The organism is Candidatus Nitrospira salsa, from assembly GCF_965152625.1.
Map to the genome: position 1 here is coordinate 1 of NZ_CBCUCO010000001.1, position 21,350 is coordinate 21,350.

Sequence of the window (21,350 nt, forward strand, 5' to 3'; positions counted from 1 at the left end):
TTGTCCGTCGGCGCCGGAGCCACATTCGACGTGAATGACCTGAATGCCACCGTTGGCTCCTTGGCGGGCGCCGGCACGGTCGACCTCGGCAGCGGTACTCTCTCCGCCGGCGATGCCACCAATACCACCTTCTCGGGGCTCTTGAGTGGCACCGGCGGCTTGACCAAGCTCGGCAACGGCACCATGACGCTTAGAGGCGCCAACACATACACTGGCGCCACGACGGTCAATGCAGGGATATTAGAAGTCACTGGTGCGATAGCAGGAAATACAACGGTCGCCTCTGGAGGGACGTTGTCTGGATCAGGTCAAACGGGGAATATCATTAATCAAGGGACCCTTTCCCCTGGAAGTGGAATTGGCACGCTTACAGTGAATGGGAACTATACCAATAATCCCAATAGCACTCTCGCGATCGATATAAATGGAGACGGGACTGGGGATTTGGTTGATGTCTCTGGAGCTGTAACCATCAATGGAGGAACCGTGCAGGTCGAACCCGCACCTGGCGCTTATCACCGTGAAGAGGAATATACGCTGATCACCGGTGATGGTGGAGTTGCCGGGAGTTTTGACTCAGTGTCGATGAATCATCCAAATTTCACACCCAATCTTAGCCAAAATGGAAATGATGTGATCCTCACATTAAATCGTACCAGCACAAGTTTTCTAGACAACGCCACATCAAGCAATCAACAAGCCATCGCCGAAGCACTAGATTCCAATAGTCCACAAGCCAGCGGAGACTTTGACGAGGTCATTGCGCAACTCATGAGCGTACCAGAAGAATCGGTACAAAATGCCTATACGCAAATCTCAAGTGGCGCAGAAGCTCAAGGAACACTTCCTGATCCCCTTCAATCAACTAATAGTCAATTTCTTCGTGCAATGGCGGTTCGGCCAGCCAACATGCTTCGCGCACCTTTATCTAGCAGCTTGGTTGGACGAACAACCGGAAGCCTCGCATTTGCGGGCACTCCGGTTGCGATGGAAAACAATTTCCAAGATCTATCAAATTCAGTGATAAATCAAAATTTTCAACCAGGGATAGGAACCAATCATGAAATGCATTGGGAACCTGGGGCATGGATGCAAGGCACAGGAATTTTTGGCAAGGGAGATAGCAATAGCAATACGACAGGATTTCACTATCAATCAGGCGGAGGCATGTTGGGCTTTGATCGACGGATCGGGGCAAGTTCTCTGTTAGGAATGAATGTCGGGTTCTCCAAAACGTACGTGAATTTTGATGGCATTTCTAACGAAAATCGAGTCAACACGTACCTTGTCGGCATGTATGGCAGTCACATGCGAAAGCCACTTTATATGGACGTTGCGAGCACCTTTAGCTACTTAAGAAACAAATCCAGTCGAGGGCTAACCTTCGGAACGCTCAATCGTCGGGCCAAAGCACAATTCGACGGATATCAATTTTCCGGCTATCTTGAAATTGGCAGTCGCCATCACTGGCGTAACGATTTCCTTGATCTAGAAATCCAACCACTAACCTCTGTGTCTTACGGCTATCTCCATCAGGAAGGCTATACCGAGACTGGAGCACAAGCACTCAATCTTCGAGTGAATAAATCGAGTATTGAAACTCTTCGTCCATCTCTAGGTCTTCGAGTGGCTGGAGTCATGGCATCTGGTCTTTCATTTGAAATTGTCCCCGAGGTATGGGGTCGGTGGAGTTACGAAGTGTTTAATCCCAATCGTATCGTTGATGCCAGTTTTGCACAAAACCCAAACGTCAAGTTTTCAGTGCAAGGATTTGAACCTGACCGAAGCCGCGGATTACTCGGAGCAGGACTGTCAGCAGAAGTCTTGGAGCAACAGATTTTCAGTGTGAATTACTTTACACAATTAAGTCAAAACTTGACGGCTCATTCTATCACCTTGGATTGGCGACTAATCTTTTAATGCCACGTACGTTTATCATGAGACAATCGAAGAAACATTGCTTCGTTCTAAACAGCGTTCCTTTGCTCAGATGGCCATGACACCGTATTCAAATACACCATATCGAGACGCGAGAGGCAACGCGACTCACACATTCCCAACAGTCTCAAGCCCTTCCCGCTTTTGTTTGTGATTATAGACAAGCGAGACACAATACGAGAGAATTTTGATTTCCATTCAATCTTCTTCAAGGCGTATTCTATCACCAGATCGAATGGTCCCTCCCTGCAAGACTGAGGCATACACGCCGACATTCCCCTGATTCTGTTTGAGCGCCGTACGCAGGATACCGGGATCTTTTGGAAGATCTCCCTGCGATAAGGTTGTAATCACACAACGAGCACATGGTCCGGATATTTTCAGGCGAATGCTGTCGCCAATAGCAAGCGTACACCCAATCCATGCGTTTTCCACAAAGCCCGTCAACTGTTCCGTTGTCTCGATCACGAGGTTAGGGCGAAAGCGAGGCACGGCAAATTCCCCATTGGAATAGCTCGCGCGAAGTTGGTTGAGCGTAGCCGTCGTAAGAATGTGGATCATGGCCGCGTCAAAAAACGTTCCATGAGGAAGAGCGAAATCGGTCACGGTGTCGCGATGATCACGGCCATCCACATCAGGCCAATACTCCTCTGATTGAGCAGACCAAGACGGAGGAAGTGAGGCCTGAACACCTGCAACCCTTCCCTGTTCTGTTGCCACTAGCATAACGTCTCGATTGAGCGCTTGGGACAGTTGGTGATCCACATCGTCGAGATCGCTAGTTACAGTCGTGCCGTTAGGTAAAGTGATACGGACAGGAGAAACGTTTTCAATCTCATGAGTCGTATCAGGGAATTTGGCCTGAAAGGTAAACAATGTCGGCCATTTTCTGGGGTTTTTGGCCGTGGCAATGTTTCCATCAGCGTGATCTAAAATAGCGTACGATCTATCACCCACGATCCCACGATCTGCAACTTGAGCGACAGACAATTCTTCCCCCATCATGGACTTCACGGGGTATCTCCACATTGACGCAAGAGTCCCTATTTCTGCCTGTATTGGATGAGTCAATTTCAGAGCTCCTTTCTCACAACTATTAAGTTCTAATCAAATACGTTCCCAGGAATTTCCACAAGAATATAGGCTTTCTAGCACAGAAGAACAGTTCCACGAAATATGGCTCCCTACCAAGATGAAGTCCATCTCGCAAGGAGCCAAACATCTGAATCAAGCGCAGGAATAGCCGTTACGGTAATTCGACGATATCAGGCTTCATCGACCCCAGAAGGCCAAGTAATTCCTTCTGCTCTGCTTGGGGAACCTTGAAAGTATTAAGTGCTGCAATCAAATCTTCGACCATCGCGTGAAAATCGGCGTTGGTGATACGCATTCCCTTGTGCATCGTCACCATATCTCTACCTGTGTAGGTACAGGGGCCTCCAGTCGCCATGCACACTTGATCCACAAGGTGCCCTTTTAATCGTGGAATATCTGTTGTGGCAAATCGGCCATTAATACGATTATCGTTGGCCACATTCCCCACAAATTCATCCACAACTGCCGTAATAGCGGGCTTCTGCCCTAACCGATCATATAACGATGCAGTTGTCTTGCCGACTGGAGGTTCAACCGTCGAACAGGCTGCAGCGGTTATCAAAAGACTCGCAGCTAATCCCAGATACATTGATTTCACGAATGAACGCATTCTCATTATCTCCTTCTTTCTTGGCGCATATTTTTGATTCTGCCCTGAGCCACCGACCCAGGACAGAATCAACGGTTAAGTAAGCGAAACACATCACAACATACAAAGCGTGAATCGAATATTGTTGTTCGTCAAGAAACTCCTTTCACGTCAGCCATGGATGCTCCGAAATTGATGTGAAAAACCTGATCGTCCAACAGCAACGCTGGAACCGATTTCACCCCTGCCGTTTCAGCTTCGGCGACTCGATTAGGATGTTCGGCAAAATGGACAATCTCAAGCTCATATTGCTTGCGATCAATTGCTTGGGCGACCATTCCTTCGGCCTCGACACACACCGGACATCCTGCATGATAGAAAGTGGCTTTTTTCATTGCGACGCTCCCTTGTAATTGAAAGTTAATATTTAGTATTGACTCGATACCAAATGGAGTATCACAGAATATTTTTCATTTGTCAAATATGTATCGAAGCGATACAATCAGTGCATGAGCGTATCGGAAGTCCATGATCTTCTAGAGCGATTGTGTAACCTTCTCCGGATGGAGATGAGGACGTTTGGCTTAAAATTCGGATTGCAGCCCGTGCAAATCGAGGCCTTGACGTATCTCACACAATGCAATCGCTATTCAGACACGCCGCAAGCGGTCACCGAATATTTAGGGTTGACGAAGGGAACGGTCTCGCAATCACTCAAGGTCTTAGAGCAGAAGGGCTTATTGCGTAAGCAACAAGATCAGCAGGATAAGCGGATTGTACACCTCACACCAACCACGAAAGGGAAAAAGCTGATTGAGCAATCCATTCCGGCGAAAGGCTTAGAAGCAGCACTGAAGATGACCGGTTCGAGCAAGATCCGTGAACTTAAAGAGATTCTTCGCGCAACATTGCGGGGCATGCAGCACAATAACAAACGCAAGACGTTTGCAGCCTGCCACACATGCCGCTTTAACGAACAGCATCGGGAAGGCTACATCTGCGGGTTAACACAGGAACCATTAAGTCGACAAGAAATTCAATTGATCTGCCGGGAACATCAATATCCGGCATAATGGCTTAACAGGAAACTCTGCTGAGCAGTAATCTTTCGCACCTCTTCACGCAAGATCACCAGAAACAGATGCGACACTCAGTATCGTTGTTAATACCCTCATATGACGAACGTTCAATTCGTTACGAAGTGTGTTGAAGACGCAGTGATGGCTGAATTTCTACGCCGTCATCTAACATTTCCAACCCAAAGTGCGGATTCTCATGCATCTCATGGACACTCCTTCGACCTTTGGGAGATTCATACTCAAAATGCTGTTCGACTGTTTCGTGAGGTTTCACACTTATGGTTTTCTTTATAAATTTTTTCATGCCGGCATGCCATGCCGTGAGTAGGTATTCACCTGGAGGAATATTCGAAATTTCAAAACGTCCGTCTTCTTTCGTAATGGCATAGTAGGGATTATCGATCACGACTCCCCAAGAAAACATGTAGGGATGAAACCCGCATTGCATCACAAAGATATTTCGTCCTTTTGTTAAATGAATATTTTCAATCATTGGCTTCCCAGGCAAATGCTTATGATGATTGACAAAATCGAAGGCCTGGTGGAAAGGATTCATCGGAAGTGGGCGATTAAATAACACTCTCGCACCCCGCACTCTGGCGGTTTCATACCCCTGAATGTCGTGCTGGACAGGATCCATATTGATCACGTGAATTTCATCCTGGTCACGTAAGACGTTCACAAATGGGTAGAAATCACAATCTTTCGCTTCGATTTTAACGTTCGGTAATTCAAAAGACTTCCCCTTTTTGATACCTTGCAGCATCACCACGACATCTTTAAGCCGACCGTCAGGATTCACAATAAAGTCTTCAACGATACGCCAACCCGTCCCGGTTGAGATGCGTCCACAATACACCGGATCAGGGATGGTCACTAAATTGAAGGCCATGGGTTTCGGATCGTCTCCTTTTAATACGACCGTTCCCTGAATCATCCCTCCTTGCTCCACCACCACTTCTTCATATGACCACCCTTGAGGAATCGCCATCCCCAATATGACAAACGCACCGACGATAGTCTGCAGTATTCGTTTTTTCATGATCCATTCCTTTATACTATGAACCTCCCCATCATCTTCCACCTCTGTACCACTTAACATCTTTATTCGTGGGAAGGTTTATAGATCAATTCGCCTCATCGAATCTTGTGAACAACACCTTGAAGTTATTTCATTTCCATCGGGTGCATAAGAGCCGCGGACTTTTTCCCTTCATCCATCCGAGCTTCTTTCATGCTGGATGAATCGTCCGCCTTCAAAGGAAGAATTCGTTGATCTCCCTCTGGCAATACGCGGAAGTACCCCCATTGCCCAGACTGAGCGTAAGGTAGCCTTTGATTATTCCAAATGTAATCACCAGGTAACGCATAGGGGCCACCGGCAGCAGGAATAAAGGCGTCGATGTGTTCTGACCCTCCAAATTCCACCACGCTAATCAGATCTGCCCCTGGCATAAATGGTTCGATCGGCCATTCATGTTTCTCAAGACTAAACATTCCATTTTGTTCGCTACTTGCACCAAAAACATGAATCCGAACCGGATCGCCAGCATGGGCTTCAATTAATGGTGTCACAGGGTCTTGCGGATTATCCGCTTCACAGGGTTGGAACATGCGACCCAGTGTACAGCCAGCTTCCTCACGATGCAGGTAGGGTTCTGAACGATAATTCACACCTGTCATCCCTGCGACGTTTTGCACATAGGGCATAAAGCTGGTCCCTATGATGTTATCCTCATCTTGGAAAAACAATGCCACATCTCGATAGTTTTCGCGATGTTCATTTCCTGGAATACTCCGATCAATCAAGACGTCAGCCATCCAACTATTTTTGAGACTGATGTCAGCTCCGGTTTTGGGATCTCGATACATTGAACCCTTCGGTCCGATGATAATCGAACCGAACAACCCATCTCTTGGATTCATCATTAGATTGCCACCATCCCATACGAGTGCAGCGACTTCCCCATGTGATGGGTCGGCATAATAGGTGTACACTCGACTCTCTCCAGGACCAACGGTTTGATCTCCTGGATTCATTCCCAGGTTCACGCCCAATGAATCTTTTGGATCAAAGGCTAACGCAAAGGCCGAAAATGATGCACGACTTGATTTCATCTTATTCGTCAGGTGAACCATGATACAGTCCCCGATGTTCGCTCTAAGGGTTAACGGCATTGGGTGAACCCCTTCGGCTACTTTGGTGACCTCGTCTTCTAATACGTAGACTTTACCGTTCGGATTCTGAAGATCGATGGTTCGTTCAAAGTCTACTTCAATGGACTCAGGAGCTTGGGCATTAAAATTCATCGTCGGATGATCTAGTGCTAACACCTTGAACTCTTTCTTTGGAGCATCCTTTGGACAAACTGGTAAAGACCCTTTCGGCCCCTCCGGTTCTCCTAAGCCACGCGGTAAAGCCTTCAAGTCATCTTGTTTTTCATCGAAGACACGGAAAATCCCCCAGGAGCCTTCCGAAAGTTTCGATGAACGACCATTAAAATAGATGAAATCTCCCGGTTGTCTTCTCGGACCACCGGCTTCAGGTACGACCAGGTCATACCGCTCGGCGATGCCGACGTGAATGGAATTCTTTCTGTTCGCATCACCAGCATATCGTTCGCTGAGAAACGAATGCCCGGATACGGTAAATACATGCGTTTCATTCATTAATGATTCCACTAACCGAAAGACTAGCGTGTCTCCTGTATACGCTCGAAGGAGCGGAGTACTCGGATCTCCATGAACCACACTACTAAAAATTTTCGACGGATCAGGATCGTCCGCCAATCGCAACGCAATCGGTTCAGTTCTAAAGTCAATCCCGCTTCCTGTCGTATGTGTCCCCCCATTGAGGAACGGCATCGGGGTCATATACAGATCGTCAGGCATTTGAAAGGACACCGTTTTCCCAGCCTCCAAGGCCACCTCAATCGGTTGCCCAGGAGGATTGCCTGCCGTGACGATATTGACCGAATGGGGCACCGTATCATGCATTTGAACGGCTAATTCTCGAAAACTATTGTTCACGCCATACCCAATGGGTTCTGTGGTATGGATATCAGCGATGGGACCAGTTCTGATGGGCTTTCCAGTTTTGGGGTCATGATAGGTGGCCCCCACCGGTTCAACCAATAACGAACAAAATCCCCCATGCGGCCATGTCGTGGCTCCGAACGCATGATCATGACAAAAGACTGTGCCAACGTCAGCATCGAGCCAAAACCGTTGTCGAACAAATTCAACCGTCACGATATCTTTTTCTGGATGATCATGCTCCAGCGGTTCAAAAAATGTGATGGACTGCCCTTCAATCTTTTGAATTCGACGGATTTCATTCCCTTTCACATTATCCGCCCCAACCAAGAGCAACGTATTTTCGTGATATTGAGCCGCATTGGAAACGCGAATCGATGGCTCGCCCTTCTTCACTGGTTCAAGCAAGACGGCATTCATGGGAACAGGCAATCCCTTCTTTAACGGCTTTTCTAACATGGTAAAGGGGCGTACCGACTGTTCGTACGACATCCCCGTAATGACCCCGTCGGACGACTGCGTATCGAATTGCACGAAATGAAAATGCGTATTGATTTTCGATGATTGAAAATTCGTAAAATCATCATCTTCCCATTCACTTGTTAACACGTAATCTAAGCAATCATAAATATTCGCTCGAAAGACCAATGGAAGCTTCAGGTCGTTATTCGCACGAATCGCTTCCTCTTCTTCATGAGCTACAAAGATGAGTCCCTTGGGATCAATAACCGCATCTTCGTCACCTTGTTGTGCCGTCATTTCAATTGGTGTTTCGATGAAATGTACATTGTAATAGGCTTGTCGCGCATTGTCCGGACAGAGACTCCACCGACCATTTTCTCCAGGCTTAGCCGGTTGTGTGGACGGGTTACCATTCCCATCTCTTCGTATAGGCTCCAGCCACGGAGCAGGATTATGATCAGGTGAAAACGGCACACGTTTCCCAAAATGAGGAGACATATGTGGCCATGCTAACTTTCCGGTAATCGGATCAAAGAATAACGCCCGCCGCTTTCCTGGAGTTTTAGATTTATATTTTGGGTTTTCGATTGTACTTTCTTTTTCTGCTAAGGCCGTCGTGCCATCCCAGCTCCAATCCCAAACCGATGCATCGTAGGCCATAATCTGACCACGTTCATCATCCGTGTGTCCGGGTTGACCGGGAGTCGGCAACTGCATCGACACCCAATCTTTGATGGTCACCACCACAGGATCAGCATTCCACTCACTCTTGCCTTTTTCGATAATCTTGAATTTCTTGCCAAACCAATCAAGTGTTTCCCCTACCAGTTTGTCAGATGGTACGGCTTGACGCATACGACCGCGACGGTCCGGTAGTTCTTCCAACTTTGGCATAACGTCCGTATGCACCTCAGCCGTTTGTAATGTGTTATAGACCCGCCAGTAGCCCCACATTCCTGCTACATAATGATGGGCAACGTGACAATGATAGAGAAAATCTCCAGCCCCCTGCTGACAAAGGCCAGACCCGCATTCCGTTTCCAAATCTAAGGCCTCGGCTGGACCAATGACTTCGGTATCCACACGATCGGACTTTGTACGAATGACCGGATATTTCACTGGGCCATTTTTTGCTTTGTGCCACAATGGCATTTCATCGGTTGCCCGTGGACTCCGAGCCCAACGAATCGAGCCACCGTGAGGATGGTGGGAATGAAAGATTTCAGACCCACCATGAATGAGCCGCCATTTCGCTGGATCGCCTAAATAACTCCGTGGAATCGGCGTCGGGGCATCACCAAAGGTGTAGGAACTATAGCCTAACGATTCATCTTCAAACCCAAAATATTCATGCTGTAAATGCATAAAGTTGATACCGAATGGTTCACTTCGATAGTTCAAGGCCCTCGCCCCTGGACGATAGACATCGGTCAGAGGATCTCGCTGTGGAAGAAAATCACCATGTTTATTGACTGGTCGAAACGCTTCATCTCCCACCTCATGATAGATGACGACAAACTCTCGAAAGTCTGGACCATTGGCATTATCGATCATTGCTTGCCATCCACTTTGAAGATGAGAATCCTCATCTTCTTTAACTGCAGGGAGATATGTCGATCCCTTTGGCTCAACAATCAAGGCGCCAAACAACCCCATGACCGTCAGTTCTCGATCATTGCTATAACTATGAAACTGGCGTCCTCCTTCTTGCGTGGCAGGGTGGATATACCATTCCAGAGCGATGTCTTCTCCTTCTTCAGCCACCCCATCGGGATTGGTGGTCGTGGCGGCCTGTCCCGTATCCGAGATGATCATGCTCGATCCATGAATATGGAAACTGACTTCTTCCCCAAAGTCTAATTTATTCCGCAACTTGACTTTCAGGCAATCGCCTTGATTTGCGCGAATGACCAAAGGTTGAATCCACCCGCTCTGCAACCCATTGCTCACAGACCCCGTTGGAAATCCTTCTTCTTCCCGGGCTGCAGCATTAGACTTTTCTTCTTCCCGAACTTTTTTAATATTCTCGGTAAGGACATACATATACCCAGGATAATAATCCAGCCATTGATTCAAGGTAATCTCAACATTAATGGCCGAAATATCAAAATCCCTGACCGGCGCACTGGCCGGACATCGACCTGCCTGTCCTGAGACTGGCTCCCCCTTGTTATCTGAGGCAAGAAGATAATCCGTCCCACCGGCTCCGTACTGATGCAGCATGGACATCGTGTTATACGAGCCGTTTGCATTTCCTGCATTCCGATCCATTTGCATTTGATGATTCATTTGGTTCATTAACCGTTGGTGTTGCTTATCAACTTTTGCCGCTCGGTCTGGTCGTCCCTCCATGGCATCTTCAACAATTGTTTGCCCTTTGAGTTGTTCAACCCAATCATTTGTCGCCGTTGAAACTGGTTTGATATTTGAAACATGCTTCCCTATGTCTGGATGATCAGCCGCAACACTCACTTCTCCAATTACAAAAAATAAGCCTTCCCCCGCCAATAAAAGTGCTAACCCCACACAGCAGGTTCGTACGAATCCTTCAAAGCAAGGCATTGATTGACCCTCCTAATAATAAAAATTTATGCTCGATAAATTTTCACGTCGCATCATGATTCAAAATTTCTCATAACAACATTGTCAGCACAAATAGACATCTACGATAATGCTCTTCACAAGAAACACCGTTCATCGTTTCCCGCTTGGTGTACATTTTCGCAATGAGCCTCTATGACTCGTGAGTTCCATGCATGCCTTACGCCAAAAAACATATTTTCCCAGCATGAAAGATTTTCCTAGAAATACAAATGATTTTTCTCTTCCATAAATGCCATATCGTAAAACGCGACATCTTCCACGAAATAACGTGGTGGCAAATCGTCATATTCCACCTGCTTTCGTGGGAAGATTACGAATATTGAGTGGGATAAAAAACAACGGCAGGGTAAATCATTGGATAAGCTTTGAGAGGGAATGAATCTATGACCTCTGACTCAAGAACCGCTGAACTGGAGTGATCCCGCAACGCCTATATTTATAATACTGACACAAGCACACATCCAGGGCCATTAATTGATGCCAGTATAGGGGAATGCAAAACTTGATCTTTGTGTATGAACAAACCGCTACGGATAAGAGAAAGCAAAAAAGAATTTCGAGAAGTCATCAAGAGATGACGACGAATAATAAGGTCCCTCCTCAATTCATTTTATGTCCGGTTTTCTCATAGTGACACCGCGGCCTTTGATGACAGTCCATCATGACAAATATTGTCCTTACATGAGAATGACCAAACTGGACGACACCAATTTGGTCATTCTCAACAACCGTTCTATCTCTACGGTCTTATTAAGAAGACACACTCACCTTCACTTCTCTCACCGAAATACCCTTTGTAATTCTCATCCGGGCTTTATCGTAAATCGGCTCTGGCATACATTTCCTATTTTGCATGATCATGGGATCAAGAACTTCTCCGCAATTGATACACCGCCAAGCTCTAATAAACACTTCTCCCGATTCATTCATATGATCCATCAATATTTGTTTTTGCATAAACCCTGCACATCGTCGACAATCCATCACTTCTCCTGATAGAAATTATATAAAAAAATGGGAGGCCGGGCGACAATGATAAGGAATAAACCTTTCCAATGCCGGTAGATGGAAAGCGTCGGCCGGCCTCCAACCCTCAGTGGCTGTTCAATATCCTTACAGCCAGTTAATGCGTTCGGCCGGGCGGACATAGATGGGCTCTTCCACCTGCTGCCGCACCGCCTCTTTGCCCGACTTGTTGAACCCCAACACGGTGTCGTTATACATCTCAAACTTCTTCCCGTGGATCTGGGTCTCAAACACTTTCGGGCCCGGGATCACATCGTACCGGAACAGAATCTGCTGGCTCGCCCGCCACAACTGCAGCACCGCCAACAACTCCCGACTCGGCACCAGGTACTTCTCAATCGCGTTATCCACCCCTGGCCCAAACATCTGCCGCGTATACCCCCGCGGGGCTTGCCGCGGCGGAATGTAGAACCCATTCGGCTCCGTCCCCCACTGCGGGTACAACGGCAACGCCACCTGCTCCACCCGGATCGTGTAGTACAACGGGTTCCAGCGGTCTTCCGCCCACAACCCATCTTCCCCCACCTTCACCAAGCTCTGCAGCCGGATCTTCCCGACACACGCCGACATACACCGCGTTTCCATCGGCTCCCCACCCGTGAGCGGGTCCTTGCCTTCCACCCGCGGGTAGCACGCAATACACTTCTCCGTCACCCGCGTCGTCCCCCGGTACATCGGTTTCTTAAACGGACACTGCTCCACACACTTCTTATACCCTCGGCACCGGTTCTGGTCGATCAACACAATCCCGTCTTCCGGCCGCTTGTAGATCGCCTTCCGCGGACACGCCGCCAAACACCCCGGGTACGTACAGTGGTTACAGATCCGTTGGAGATAGAAGAAGTACGTCTCATGCTCCGGCAGACTACTCCCCGTCATCTTCCACGGCTCTTCTTTCGTGAACCCCGTCTTATCAACCCCTTCGACTAACGCCCGCATCGAGGTCGCCGTATCTTCATAAATATTCACAAACCGCCACTCTTGGTCCGTGGGGATATACCCGATCGCCGCTTGCCCGATCTTCGCCCCCGCGTCAAAAATGGTCATCCCTTCGAACACGCCGTACGGCGCATGGTGCTTCCGCCCCACCCGCACGTTCCACACCTGTCCCCCGGGGTTGACTTGCTCAATCAACTGCGTGATCTTCACGTCGTAGAACTGGGGATACCCGCCGTAGGGCTTCGTCTCCACGTTGTTCCACCACATGTACTCCTGGCCCTTCGAGAACAACCACGTCGACTTATCCGCCATCGAACACGTCTGACAGGCTAAGCACCGGTTGATGTTGAATACAAATGCAAACTGCCATTTCGGGTGCCGCTCCTCATAGGGATACAGCATCTTTCGGCCTAATTGCCAATTATACACCTCTGGCATGATTTCCTCCGTTAGTTACATGATCCAAAGCTCGTTAATTTAGTGGTCATAAAATTCTTACACGTTTAGACAATCAAAACATCGGCCTGCCTCACGAACAGATTCCAGTTATCGACGCCTATCAAAAATTTAAGCCAATCCCTCATACTGAACCTTGCCGACTGTTAATGCATCTTTGACAATTTGCACTAATCCATCGAGCTCCACGGTTTTGGTCACCACGTCCCATACGCCTGCGTTTCTGGCCGCCTCTTCATTCACGACCCCTCGGTCTGCTGTTAAAATAATCCCCACGGTTTTTGGTCTTTGACTTTTGATGATTACTAACGTTTCCAAACCACTTATTCCTGGCATCTTATAATCTAAAAGAATGACATCAGGATATGTCTGGTGTAATTCAATGAAACGTAAGACAGATTCTCCAGACCCAAAGTCTCGTACCAGAAAATGTTGACGAGTGAGTCGCGTCACGATGCCATGTCGAATCACATCCTCATCTTCGACAACAAACACGCAAGACTTTCGCATGGTTCATTACTCTTGCGTATCAATTTCTATGGTCATAAAGATTAATGATTCATACCTTGACCATCATAAGATTGAAAAAGAGAGGAGCCAGAAGAGAAATGCCTATTCGTGACACACAACATTGAAAATAGGATTCTGGCCCCTACACTTTTTATACTTTAATTCTTATATGATCACCTTTGAGCCATTTAATCATGAACTCATTCTCCTGACCCGGTGTAAACCCGGTCCGGACCGGCTCCCATGGCCCCCGGCCGCCGATACCGCCGTCTTCCGCTTTCGTAATCCGTATCAGACATTCTTTCGGCACCGTATTGACCGCATGATGATCAATTTCAAAGCCCCATTTGAACTTCCACTTGTTGGCACTCTTGCCCGGTAACGAATCGAGCTGATGCATCGGCATCAACCAACTCCGCGTAAACGACTGCTGCGCCCCATACCGGAAGTTTGATTGATACCCCGTATCCGTGGCAATCGCGCGACCATCCGGTCGTGTTTCATGCCCTTTCACCGACTTCGCCGTCGACACAAACGGCGCATGCTTCGCCATCGTCACGTGATACGGGAAGGCCGGGTTATACTTCGCCCGAATCATCAACCGCGCCACTTTGTAGTACGGGTCACTCGGTTTCCACCCTCGATACGGCCGATCCACCGGGTTCCCATCGACGTAGACATAGTCCCCGTCATTGATGCCCCGATCCTTCGCTGCTGCCGGGTTGATGTGCATCTGATGTTCCCCAATCCCCGGCGTCCGTTTGTCCATCCGGTACGCATCCCCGAAGTTCGACTCATACATCTGCACCCAGTCGTTCACCGACCACTGACTATGCACCCGATGCCGGGTCTTGGGCGTCACACAATAGAACTGATACCCTTTCTCCCACAACGGATTCGAGTACCGCTTGATTTCCTGCCACGGTAACTTGATATTCCGCACTGTCTTATCATCGTGATGCTGCGCGGTGATCGGAATCCCGTAGTCATCCGGCCGAATGTACGGATTCGACGACATGATCGCATTCGGCAGATATGGCGTCGCTTCCGTGCCTTCTCGATGTGAAATAAAGTTCTCTCCATACTCAATAGCTTCCGGCTCCACCCGATAGGTCTCCAGCCGTCCGCTGCGCGTCCACTGCGGCTTACTCTCATTGATTTCTTCCCACAGGGGAACACGGGGATAGGTCCGGCACATCACCATCCAACCCTTCTCCGACTTCAACATCGTATCGGCGTTATAGCCGTAGGTGGTCGTCCCGGCATCGAGCAACCGCTGCGCATACACATCCACCCGGTTCTCATAGACGAACTTGAAGTAATCCCGGAACCGCCCGTCGCCAGTGATCTCCGCCAGCTTGGCAGCTACACCTGCGACCGTATCCAAATCATTGCGGCTGTCATAGAGCGGCCGAATGCCCCCTTTCCATATCTGCATCCATGGATTGGATACCGTCGCCGTCATCTCCGGATAGGTAAACTCCATCCATCCATTCACCGCAAACGCCACATCGGCATGATTCACATCGGAGGTCATTTCAATGTCCTGGGTGACGATCGTCTCAATATGCGGATCAACATTCTTCACCATGTCATAGTGATGCTTGGCATTATTCAGAATATTCACGTTGGCTACCCATCGGAATTTACTCGGCGTCGGCATATGCGTCTTTCCGGTAAACACCCGGCGGCCATACTTGGGCGTATTCACAATCAACGCCGTATCGCCATGGTTCCAATACGTTGTCTCTTCACCATAATAATATGAGTGATAGACGATTTCTTTCCCGTGGGCATTCGGATCGGTCGTGATATTAAAAGGATCCTCTCCGGTATGAACACCGGCTCCCGCACCTGACCAGGGTGTCGAAGCCCAAATGCCAACCTTATAATTTCCAGACCAGGTGTGACAGCCACTGCCAAATTTCCCCATGTTTCCTGTCAACATCAACACCATGGCGGCGGCGCGTCCCATACTCGTCATATGGAAATAATGACACACCCCTTCCCCATTATGAATCGCGGCCGGTTTGACGGTTCCGTAATCTCGCGCCCATCGCACAACAAGGTCCTTTGGCGCTCGATTAATCTGATGTACCGTATCTAAATCATAATCCTGTAGGTGTGCCTGATACATTTGGAAAATTGGCATCACATCCACTTCCCGCCCATTGAGCAATTTCACGCGAAACGTCCCCATCAAAGCCGGATCAATCCCGCTTTGCTTAAAGTGCCAGCCCACCAATTCTCGATGAATCGGCACGGCTTGATTCCTATTGAGATCCCACACCATAATTCCACCTAAACGGGCCACGTATTCCGGCTTTAAGGCTTGGATTTTCCCTGAATACGTTTGGGAAAAATCTGGGAATTGATAGTCTGTAATCACTTCACGTGGATCCAAGTATTGCAAGGTATCCGTCCGCACCAACAAGGGCAAATCAGTTGCGGATTTAATAAAACTGTCATCCTGCATATTTTCATCTAAAATAATTTTACATGCTCCCAAAAACAACGCTCCATCAGTTTCCGGTCTCACAGGAATCCAATAGTCAGCACGTTGTGCCGTCGGGTTGTATTCTGGCGTGATCACCACAATACGGCCACCTCGTTCAATGCACTCCAACTTCCAATGGGCTTCCGGCATCTTGTTTTCGACAAAATTCTTGCCCCAACTCGTATTGAGTTTTGAGAAACGCATATCGTTGAGATCGCAATCGATGGACTGCGTACCAGACCAAAAAGGCTGTGACGGATCTTGGTCACCATGCCAAGTGAGATTATTAAAATACCGTCCACCTTGAGCCTTATCTGGCCCAACTTTTCGAACCCAACTATCTAACAACGCTCCGCAACCACCGTTCATCCGAGTGATCCCCATTTTCCCGATGATCCCTAAAATGGGCATCCCCGCCCGGAACTTCATACATCGGACTCCAGAGCCCTTTGACATTTCAATCGTTTCTGGTGCATAGCCCTGTTCGCGTAATCGCCGGGCACCGGCTTCTCCACTATAGCGCTTCGCAATGACGATCATGGCCTTGGCAAGGTAGGTAAACGCCGTGTCCCAGGACACCCGCAGCATGTCATCCAAATACCGCGCATTGAACTTATACTTCGCCATCACGTCCGGGGTGAACTCCGGACTCCCGGCATCCATCCAGGCTTTCCAGCCGCGACGGACCAACGGCCCCTTCAATCGATACGGTCCATAGATCCGCCGATGATACGTATACCCCTTCAAGCACATCCGTGGATTGTGCGCAAACGTTCCTCGATTGCCGTAGAGATCTTCATAGGTTTGATGGTCGTAGTTCTGCTCCACCCGCATGACGATCCCGTTGCGGACGAAGGCCCGAATCCGGCAGGCATGCGTATCGTTGGGCGAACAACACCAGGTAAATGAGGAATCATAGCGATACTGGTCGTGATAGACCCGCTCCCACGACCGGTCCGGATACTCGCCCAGAGGGTTGCCCACTTCAATGACCGGCTGCAAGGCCGTTAAGGCTAACGCCTTATCCGCCAATGCCACCGCGGCCACCGTGCCGGCAGATACCTTCATGAACTGACGTCTCGATAAATGCATCTTCCCTTCCTCCTTTTGGATTGTGTACCGTTCAATTTCTCAAAACCACGAAATGATAAAATTACTCTGAAACATGATGAATCACTGACCGCTAGTTCCTTTCCATGACGTGGGGGAGTTATAAAATTTTTCATATAGACAAACGATATCCATTGTGAAACAAACTCCTCTTGATAAAAATAAATAATGATTCGATTCAGCCATATGGGTCGTCACACTTCTACGATTATGGGTACCTTCTAGTCTTCATGATCTCTCCATCCAAATCTCACTTGATATTGCATCAGATTAGACCGTGCATTTTCCTTGATTAACGTTTCCGGCGGGCACGATAAGACGTTGGCCATCCCTAAAAGCAGCACACCTAAAAACCCAATCAATCCAAGAACGATTTCAATCTCCGAACTTCCAATTGGATAATCAATCATGATTGACCTCCTGTAAATAATGATGAGAGACATTCATGGTGAACTTCAATTCCGAATAGAAGGCTGCGGGACAAGATCAGGCACAGGCACAGCTTCCTGAGCCGTCACTTTCTTATGACCGAACGCGGCCAACCAGAACACAAACAATATCGATATCCAAAACAACAACACATTGAACGAAATCATGTTGGCAGCAAATCCAATGGTATGGGTGTACGCCCACGGAGAGTTGTCACGCATCACTTCATTCACATGCCAAAACAATCTGACCGATGAACGGATATATCCCATCAATGCCATCATCCATGTAAATTCGGTCGCCAATGCAATCAAGGCATATTGAGAACGTGCCGGCATATCGCCCCAACGAATCGCACCGGCAACTTTGGCTCCCTTCAACATGGCAATATTCATTGGCATCATTAAAAATAGGCAAGATAAGGTGGTGACCACCTGCGGGACCGATAACCCAATCCTGACGTTGGCCGGAATGTAGTATCCATATATCGCTAACCAAATAATGTTGAGACTGGCCATGACAAAGAAGCAGGTCATAAAGGTATTTCCGAATTTCCGCCAAGAGACGGACGGAATCATATTGCCTCGCTGATACCAGATAAAACTGATGATGGTCACGATAATGAGCATATTGATGCCACCGTTTTTCGCGGACATCACCCCGTAGTTTCCCAGCACTGGATGCTGCTGCCCTCCCATTGCTTTCAACTCGGCAGGAGTCATGACAATCGTGTGCGGCGTGATAAATACCAACAGACCCACAATTGAGATGAACACGAGATATTTGATATACCGCTGAAAGCGTTCGGCACCGGGCATACGGCCAAAACATTGCCACAAGTAGTAACTCGCACTCAGAAAGAGTGCGCCAATCATTGTGGCTTGAATTATAAATAGCCAAGCGAGCAAGCCTCCCATCAAGGTAATCCCCATCTGCTGACGATAGGCATAGACTTCACGCATCAACCAATATCCGGCGAAGGGCAACGGTATGAGGAAAATCACCGCGATAAACATCGCGACATATCCCATCCAATCGTAATGCGCACGTTCGTCGTCGCTTTTCGCTGACAAAAATCGATAGGCGGCATAGGCGGCGACCACACTCCCACCAAACGCCATATTTCCAAGGATTCGATGAAAATTCAGAGGATTCCAAAGAGCCGTGTGAATCGCATGCCAGATGTTTCCAAGAAATCGTCCCTGCTCATCCACGCCAGCAGGCGACATCATGAATGCAATCCATGAATTCGCCAAAAACATCAGAACGGTCCCGATCACGTTCAAGACGACAGCAATCGTCAGATGAATCCATTTCAGAATTCCCTCTTTCATCCGATCCCACCCATAGTAGTAAATGTACAGCGTTCCACTTTCGGCCACGAACAGAAGGGCGTAGATATGCATGACCGGACGAAAAATACTGGAGAGATACCCGAAAAAAGTGGGATACAGCGTGAGAAATGTAAAGAGGAGAATTCCCCCGAGAATGGCGGTCAATGAATAGGCGGTCAGGCTGATTCTGATAAAATCATAGGCTAAGCGATCATATTTTTTCGCCATTGCCTTATCTTTTGTCACCATTCCGACAAACTCAATAATCATGCAAAAAATGGGAACTGCCAGGACAAAACTGCCGTAATACAAATGCTGTTGATTGGCAACCCATATCAGCACCCGACTTTCAAAGTTGTACCGCGGATAATCTCGTTCATTATTTTCCGCTAAGGGAGCTGGCTCTCCAGACACGACCCCTTCGGTTTTGTAATACACATCACGGGACATTTCTTGACTCTCTTCTTCGGCATCAACCCCTTCCCCGGCTGCCTCTTGCGCCGCGATAACTTCAGCAGGTGGACCACCAGCCGCACTGCCACTACCTCCTCCGGCCAATACAGGAAATGCCATCAAGATAGGGAGGAGCAATAAACCCAGCATGGCACCCAACACCATAATTGAGCCATTTCGCTTTAACGTTAACCGTCTCATCTACTACCTCCTTCAGCACCACTGCTCGCAATAAATATGTTCAGCATCATTCTTCATTACCATTCATTCAGATGCAGATTTCTCAATTCTGGTTCGAACACGCGGTCATCTATCGTTATGTATGTATTAAGATTGCTTTCTTTCGTGGATCTCATATTCCTGCTCATTGCATGCGCTGTACCTAAACCCATTTCATAAGCACCAAGAGAAAATCGCTCGAAAATACAAGGGAAATGACTGTTTGTTGTGTAAACAAGTCCACAATGCAGATCATCGCCCACCAATTACCGTGGTGGGCTCGTGGGCGTTAGCCGCGGGGGCTAGTGGTTAATTGTTCAGATTGAGTGAGGTCAAAACGAAGACGGTGGAAAAACAGAGGAATGATGAAAGGTGCTCCGCAGCCATATCCGATTTAGACACGGTGACCTGAAGCGACTCGACGACTTATCTCTATAAGAATTGATAGAAAAATGGCTCCCGATCAACACAAATCAGGAAGCACCATGCTGAGACATAGCTAGATAGATTTACAATGAATTCTCTATGACGCTCATGTAACGGGACGTCATGAGCGATTTCATGACAGAGAAGGGCACTCCGCAGATATGTACGCCAACCGAAGCAGCTTTAATAACATGCTGAGGGTCTTGCACGCTGGCGAGGAATACTCGAGACGTGATTCCATAGTGACGAAACAGCGTCGCCATCTGACCAATCACATCTATCTCACACACACTGTTATCGCCAAGACAGCCCATAAAAGACGACACATACCACGCTCCTGCATGAGCAGCTAGCAATGCGTGATTTACAGAACAACAAAGCGTCACATTAACACGTATACCCTCAGCAGCCAGCCTTTGGGAGGCCTTGAGCCCATCTGAGGTGAGTGGACATTTGACGACAATATTCTGATGAACACTTGCCAATTCTTTTCCTTCTTTGACCATGGCCTCTGCTTCGACACTTAAGCCCCCGACGCAAATCGGCACATCTACGAAACGACAAATTTCCTGCAATCCCTCGTAAAGACTATAGGCTTTGGTTTCTTTCGACATGAGATACGCATTTGTCGTAATCCCATCAAGAATTCCAAAACTTGCGGCTTCTTGAATTTCACGTATGCTGGCGGTTTGAAGATACGTCTTCATACACTTTGCCGTTCAAATATCGCAATGACGCCCAGGCTAGAAAAGTAGAAACCGCGTCACGGACAGATGTGGTCCAGTTCCAGGAAACTCATCAACTCACACACATTAGTATAGGCTTGAATGGAAGGAAATGATCTTCTCCGGATATCTTCAAATAGATGATGAATCACGCAACAACGGGGGTTAAACTTCAGTTACTGTGCTATGCACGTCTTACACCAAAGTGGTCGCGAACACGACACAGCATAAATTCTTGAAAAATCGAACGGATAGGCATTTCACGAGACAGACCACACTCGTTACCGCATGTATTCCACGAACAGGAGTGGTGGATTCATGAGATTTGCCCACGTTTTCACGTGGCAACCTGTCTTATGAAATCGTATCGAGCAAGGAAATAACGAAAGGGGATGCTGAATCACGTGTGCGTTGTGATTTTGC

14 protein-coding genes are annotated in these 21,350 nt (G+C 48.1%); 2 read left to right on the forward strand and 12 right to left on the reverse strand.

Features of this window, described 5'->3' with window-relative positions:
* A partial coding sequence (locus tag ACWQXP_RS00005; protein WP_454060778.1) for an autotransporter domain-containing protein occupies window positions 1-1,920 on the forward strand: 1,920 nt, incomplete at its 5' end.
* 216 nt (window positions 1,921-2,136) lie between these two features.
* Here ACWQXP_RS00005 and ACWQXP_RS00010 read toward each other — a convergent pair.
* The 3 genes from ACWQXP_RS00010 to ACWQXP_RS00020 form a co-directional block, all read right to left on the reverse strand.
* Complete coding sequence (locus ACWQXP_RS00010) at window positions 2,137-3,009, reverse strand: MOSC domain-containing protein (protein ID WP_454060779.1); 873 nt, start codon at window positions 3,007-3,009, stop codon at window positions 2,137-2,139.
* A 175-nt stretch (window positions 3,010-3,184) separates the two neighbouring features.
* Window positions 3,185-3,643, reverse strand: coding sequence for a group I truncated hemoglobin (locus ACWQXP_RS00015; protein ID WP_454060780.1), 459 nt, complete (start codon window positions 3,641-3,643; stop codon window positions 3,185-3,187).
* A 131-nt stretch (window positions 3,644-3,774) separates the two neighbouring features.
* On the reverse strand, window positions 3,775-4,017 hold the full coding sequence (locus tag ACWQXP_RS00020; protein WP_454060781.1) for a thioredoxin family protein: 243 nt from the start codon (window positions 4,015-4,017) through the stop codon (window positions 3,775-3,777).
* 114 nt (window positions 4,018-4,131) lie between these two features.
* On the opposite strand from ACWQXP_RS00020, the gene ACWQXP_RS00025 reads away from it, so the two are divergent.
* A complete protein-coding gene (locus ACWQXP_RS00025; RefSeq protein WP_454060782.1) occupies window positions 4,132-4,695 on the forward strand; it encodes a MarR family winged helix-turn-helix transcriptional regulator in 564 nt (187 codons plus the stop codon).
* A gap of 121 nt (window positions 4,696-4,816) precedes the next feature.
* On the opposite strand, the gene ACWQXP_RS00030 is transcribed toward ACWQXP_RS00025, so the two are convergent.
* The 9 genes from ACWQXP_RS00030 to ACWQXP_RS00070 all read right to left on the reverse strand — a co-directional run bounded on the left by ACWQXP_RS00030 (window position 4,817) and on the right by ACWQXP_RS00070 (window position 20,909).
* Window positions 4,817-5,743 (reverse strand): carboxypeptidase-like regulatory domain-containing protein, encoded by a 927-nt coding sequence (locus ACWQXP_RS00030; protein WP_454060783.1) that lies wholly within the window; start codon window positions 5,741-5,743, stop codon window positions 4,817-4,819.
* 125 nt (window positions 5,744-5,868) lie between these two features.
* Window positions 5,869-10,761 carry a multicopper oxidase domain-containing protein gene (locus tag ACWQXP_RS00035; protein ID WP_454060784.1) on the reverse strand — a complete coding sequence of 1,631 codons (4,893 nt, stop codon included), beginning with the start codon at window positions 10,759-10,761 and terminating at the stop codon, window positions 5,869-5,871.
* A gap of 792 nt (window positions 10,762-11,553) precedes the next feature.
* Window positions 11,554-11,787 carry a hypothetical protein gene (locus ACWQXP_RS00040; protein WP_454060785.1) on the reverse strand — a complete coding sequence of 78 codons (234 nt, stop codon included), beginning with the start codon at window positions 11,785-11,787 and terminating at the stop codon, window positions 11,554-11,556.
* Window positions 11,788-11,916: 129 nt separating this feature from the next.
* A complete protein-coding gene (locus ACWQXP_RS00045) occupies window positions 11,917-13,206 on the reverse strand; it encodes a 4Fe-4S dicluster domain-containing protein (protein WP_454060786.1) in 1,290 nt (429 codons plus the stop codon).
* 129 nt (window positions 13,207-13,335) lie between these two features.
* The gene (locus tag ACWQXP_RS00050) at window positions 13,336-13,734 is read right to left on the reverse strand and encodes a response regulator (RefSeq protein WP_454060787.1); all 399 of its coding nucleotides are present in this window, start codon (window positions 13,732-13,734) and stop codon (window positions 13,336-13,338) included.
* A 151-nt stretch (window positions 13,735-13,885) separates the two neighbouring features.
* Window positions 13,886-17,323, reverse strand: coding sequence for a molybdopterin-dependent oxidoreductase (locus ACWQXP_RS00055; RefSeq protein ID WP_454060788.1), 3,438 nt, complete (start codon window positions 17,321-17,323; stop codon window positions 13,886-13,888).
* Between the two features lie 239 nt (window positions 17,324-17,562).
* The gene (locus ACWQXP_RS00060; protein ID WP_454060789.1) at window positions 17,563-17,751 is read right to left on the reverse strand and encodes a hypothetical protein; all 189 of its coding nucleotides are present in this window, start codon (window positions 17,749-17,751) and stop codon (window positions 17,563-17,565) included.
* Between the two features lie 45 nt (window positions 17,752-17,796).
* The gene (locus ACWQXP_RS00065; protein ID WP_454060790.1) at window positions 17,797-19,758 is read right to left on the reverse strand and encodes a cytochrome ubiquinol oxidase subunit I; all 1,962 of its coding nucleotides are present in this window, start codon (window positions 19,756-19,758) and stop codon (window positions 17,797-17,799) included.
* A 527-nt stretch (window positions 19,759-20,285) separates the two neighbouring features.
* On the reverse strand, window positions 20,286-20,909 hold the full coding sequence (locus ACWQXP_RS00070) for a transaldolase family protein (RefSeq protein ID WP_454060791.1): 624 nt from the start codon (window positions 20,907-20,909) through the stop codon (window positions 20,286-20,288).
* Window positions 20,910-21,350: the final 441 nt, after the last annotated feature.

What these genes read in the sequence shown, in the direction of transcription:
- ACWQXP_RS00050 (WP_454060787.1), bottom strand. Translation starts at nt 13,734, where the DNA reads ATGCGAAAGTCTTGCGTGTTTGTTGTCGAAGATGAGGATGTGATTCGA.
- ACWQXP_RS00025 (WP_454060782.1), top strand. Translation starts at nt 4,132, where the DNA reads ATGAGCGTATCGGAAGTCCATGATCTTCTAGAGCGATTGTGTAACCTT.
- ACWQXP_RS00045 (WP_454060786.1), bottom strand. Translation starts at nt 13,206, where the DNA reads ATGCCAGAGGTGTATAATTGGCAATTAGGCCGAAAGATGCTGTATCCC.
- ACWQXP_RS00015 (WP_454060780.1), bottom strand. Translation starts at nt 3,643, where the DNA reads ATGCGTTCATTCGTGAAATCAATGTATCTGGGATTAGCTGCGAGTCTT.
- ACWQXP_RS00040 (WP_454060785.1), bottom strand. Translation starts at nt 11,787, where the DNA reads ATGGATTGTCGACGATGTGCAGGGTTTATGCAAAAACAAATATTGATG.
- ACWQXP_RS00030 (WP_454060783.1), bottom strand. Translation starts at nt 5,743, where the DNA reads ATGAAAAAACGAATACTGCAGACTATCGTCGGTGCGTTTGTCATATTG.
- ACWQXP_RS00060 (WP_454060789.1), bottom strand. Translation starts at nt 17,751, where the DNA reads ATGATTGATTATCCAATTGGAAGTTCGGAGATTGAAATCGTTCTTGGA.
- ACWQXP_RS00070 (WP_454060791.1), bottom strand. Translation starts at nt 20,909, where the DNA reads ATGAAGACGTATCTTCAAACCGCCAGCATACGTGAAATTCAAGAAGCC.
- ACWQXP_RS00020 (WP_454060781.1), bottom strand. Translation starts at nt 4,017, where the DNA reads ATGAAAAAAGCCACTTTCTATCATGCAGGATGTCCGGTGTGTGTCGAG.
- ACWQXP_RS00065 (WP_454060790.1), bottom strand. Translation starts at nt 19,758, where the DNA reads ATGAGACGGTTAACGTTAAAGCGAAATGGCTCAATTATGGTGTTGGGT.
- ACWQXP_RS00055 (WP_454060788.1), bottom strand. Translation starts at nt 17,323, where the DNA reads ATGCATTTATCGAGACGTCAGTTCATGAAGGTATCTGCCGGCACGGTG.
- ACWQXP_RS00035 (WP_454060784.1), bottom strand. Translation starts at nt 10,761, where the DNA reads ATGCCTTGCTTTGAAGGATTCGTACGAACCTGCTGTGTGGGGTTAGCA.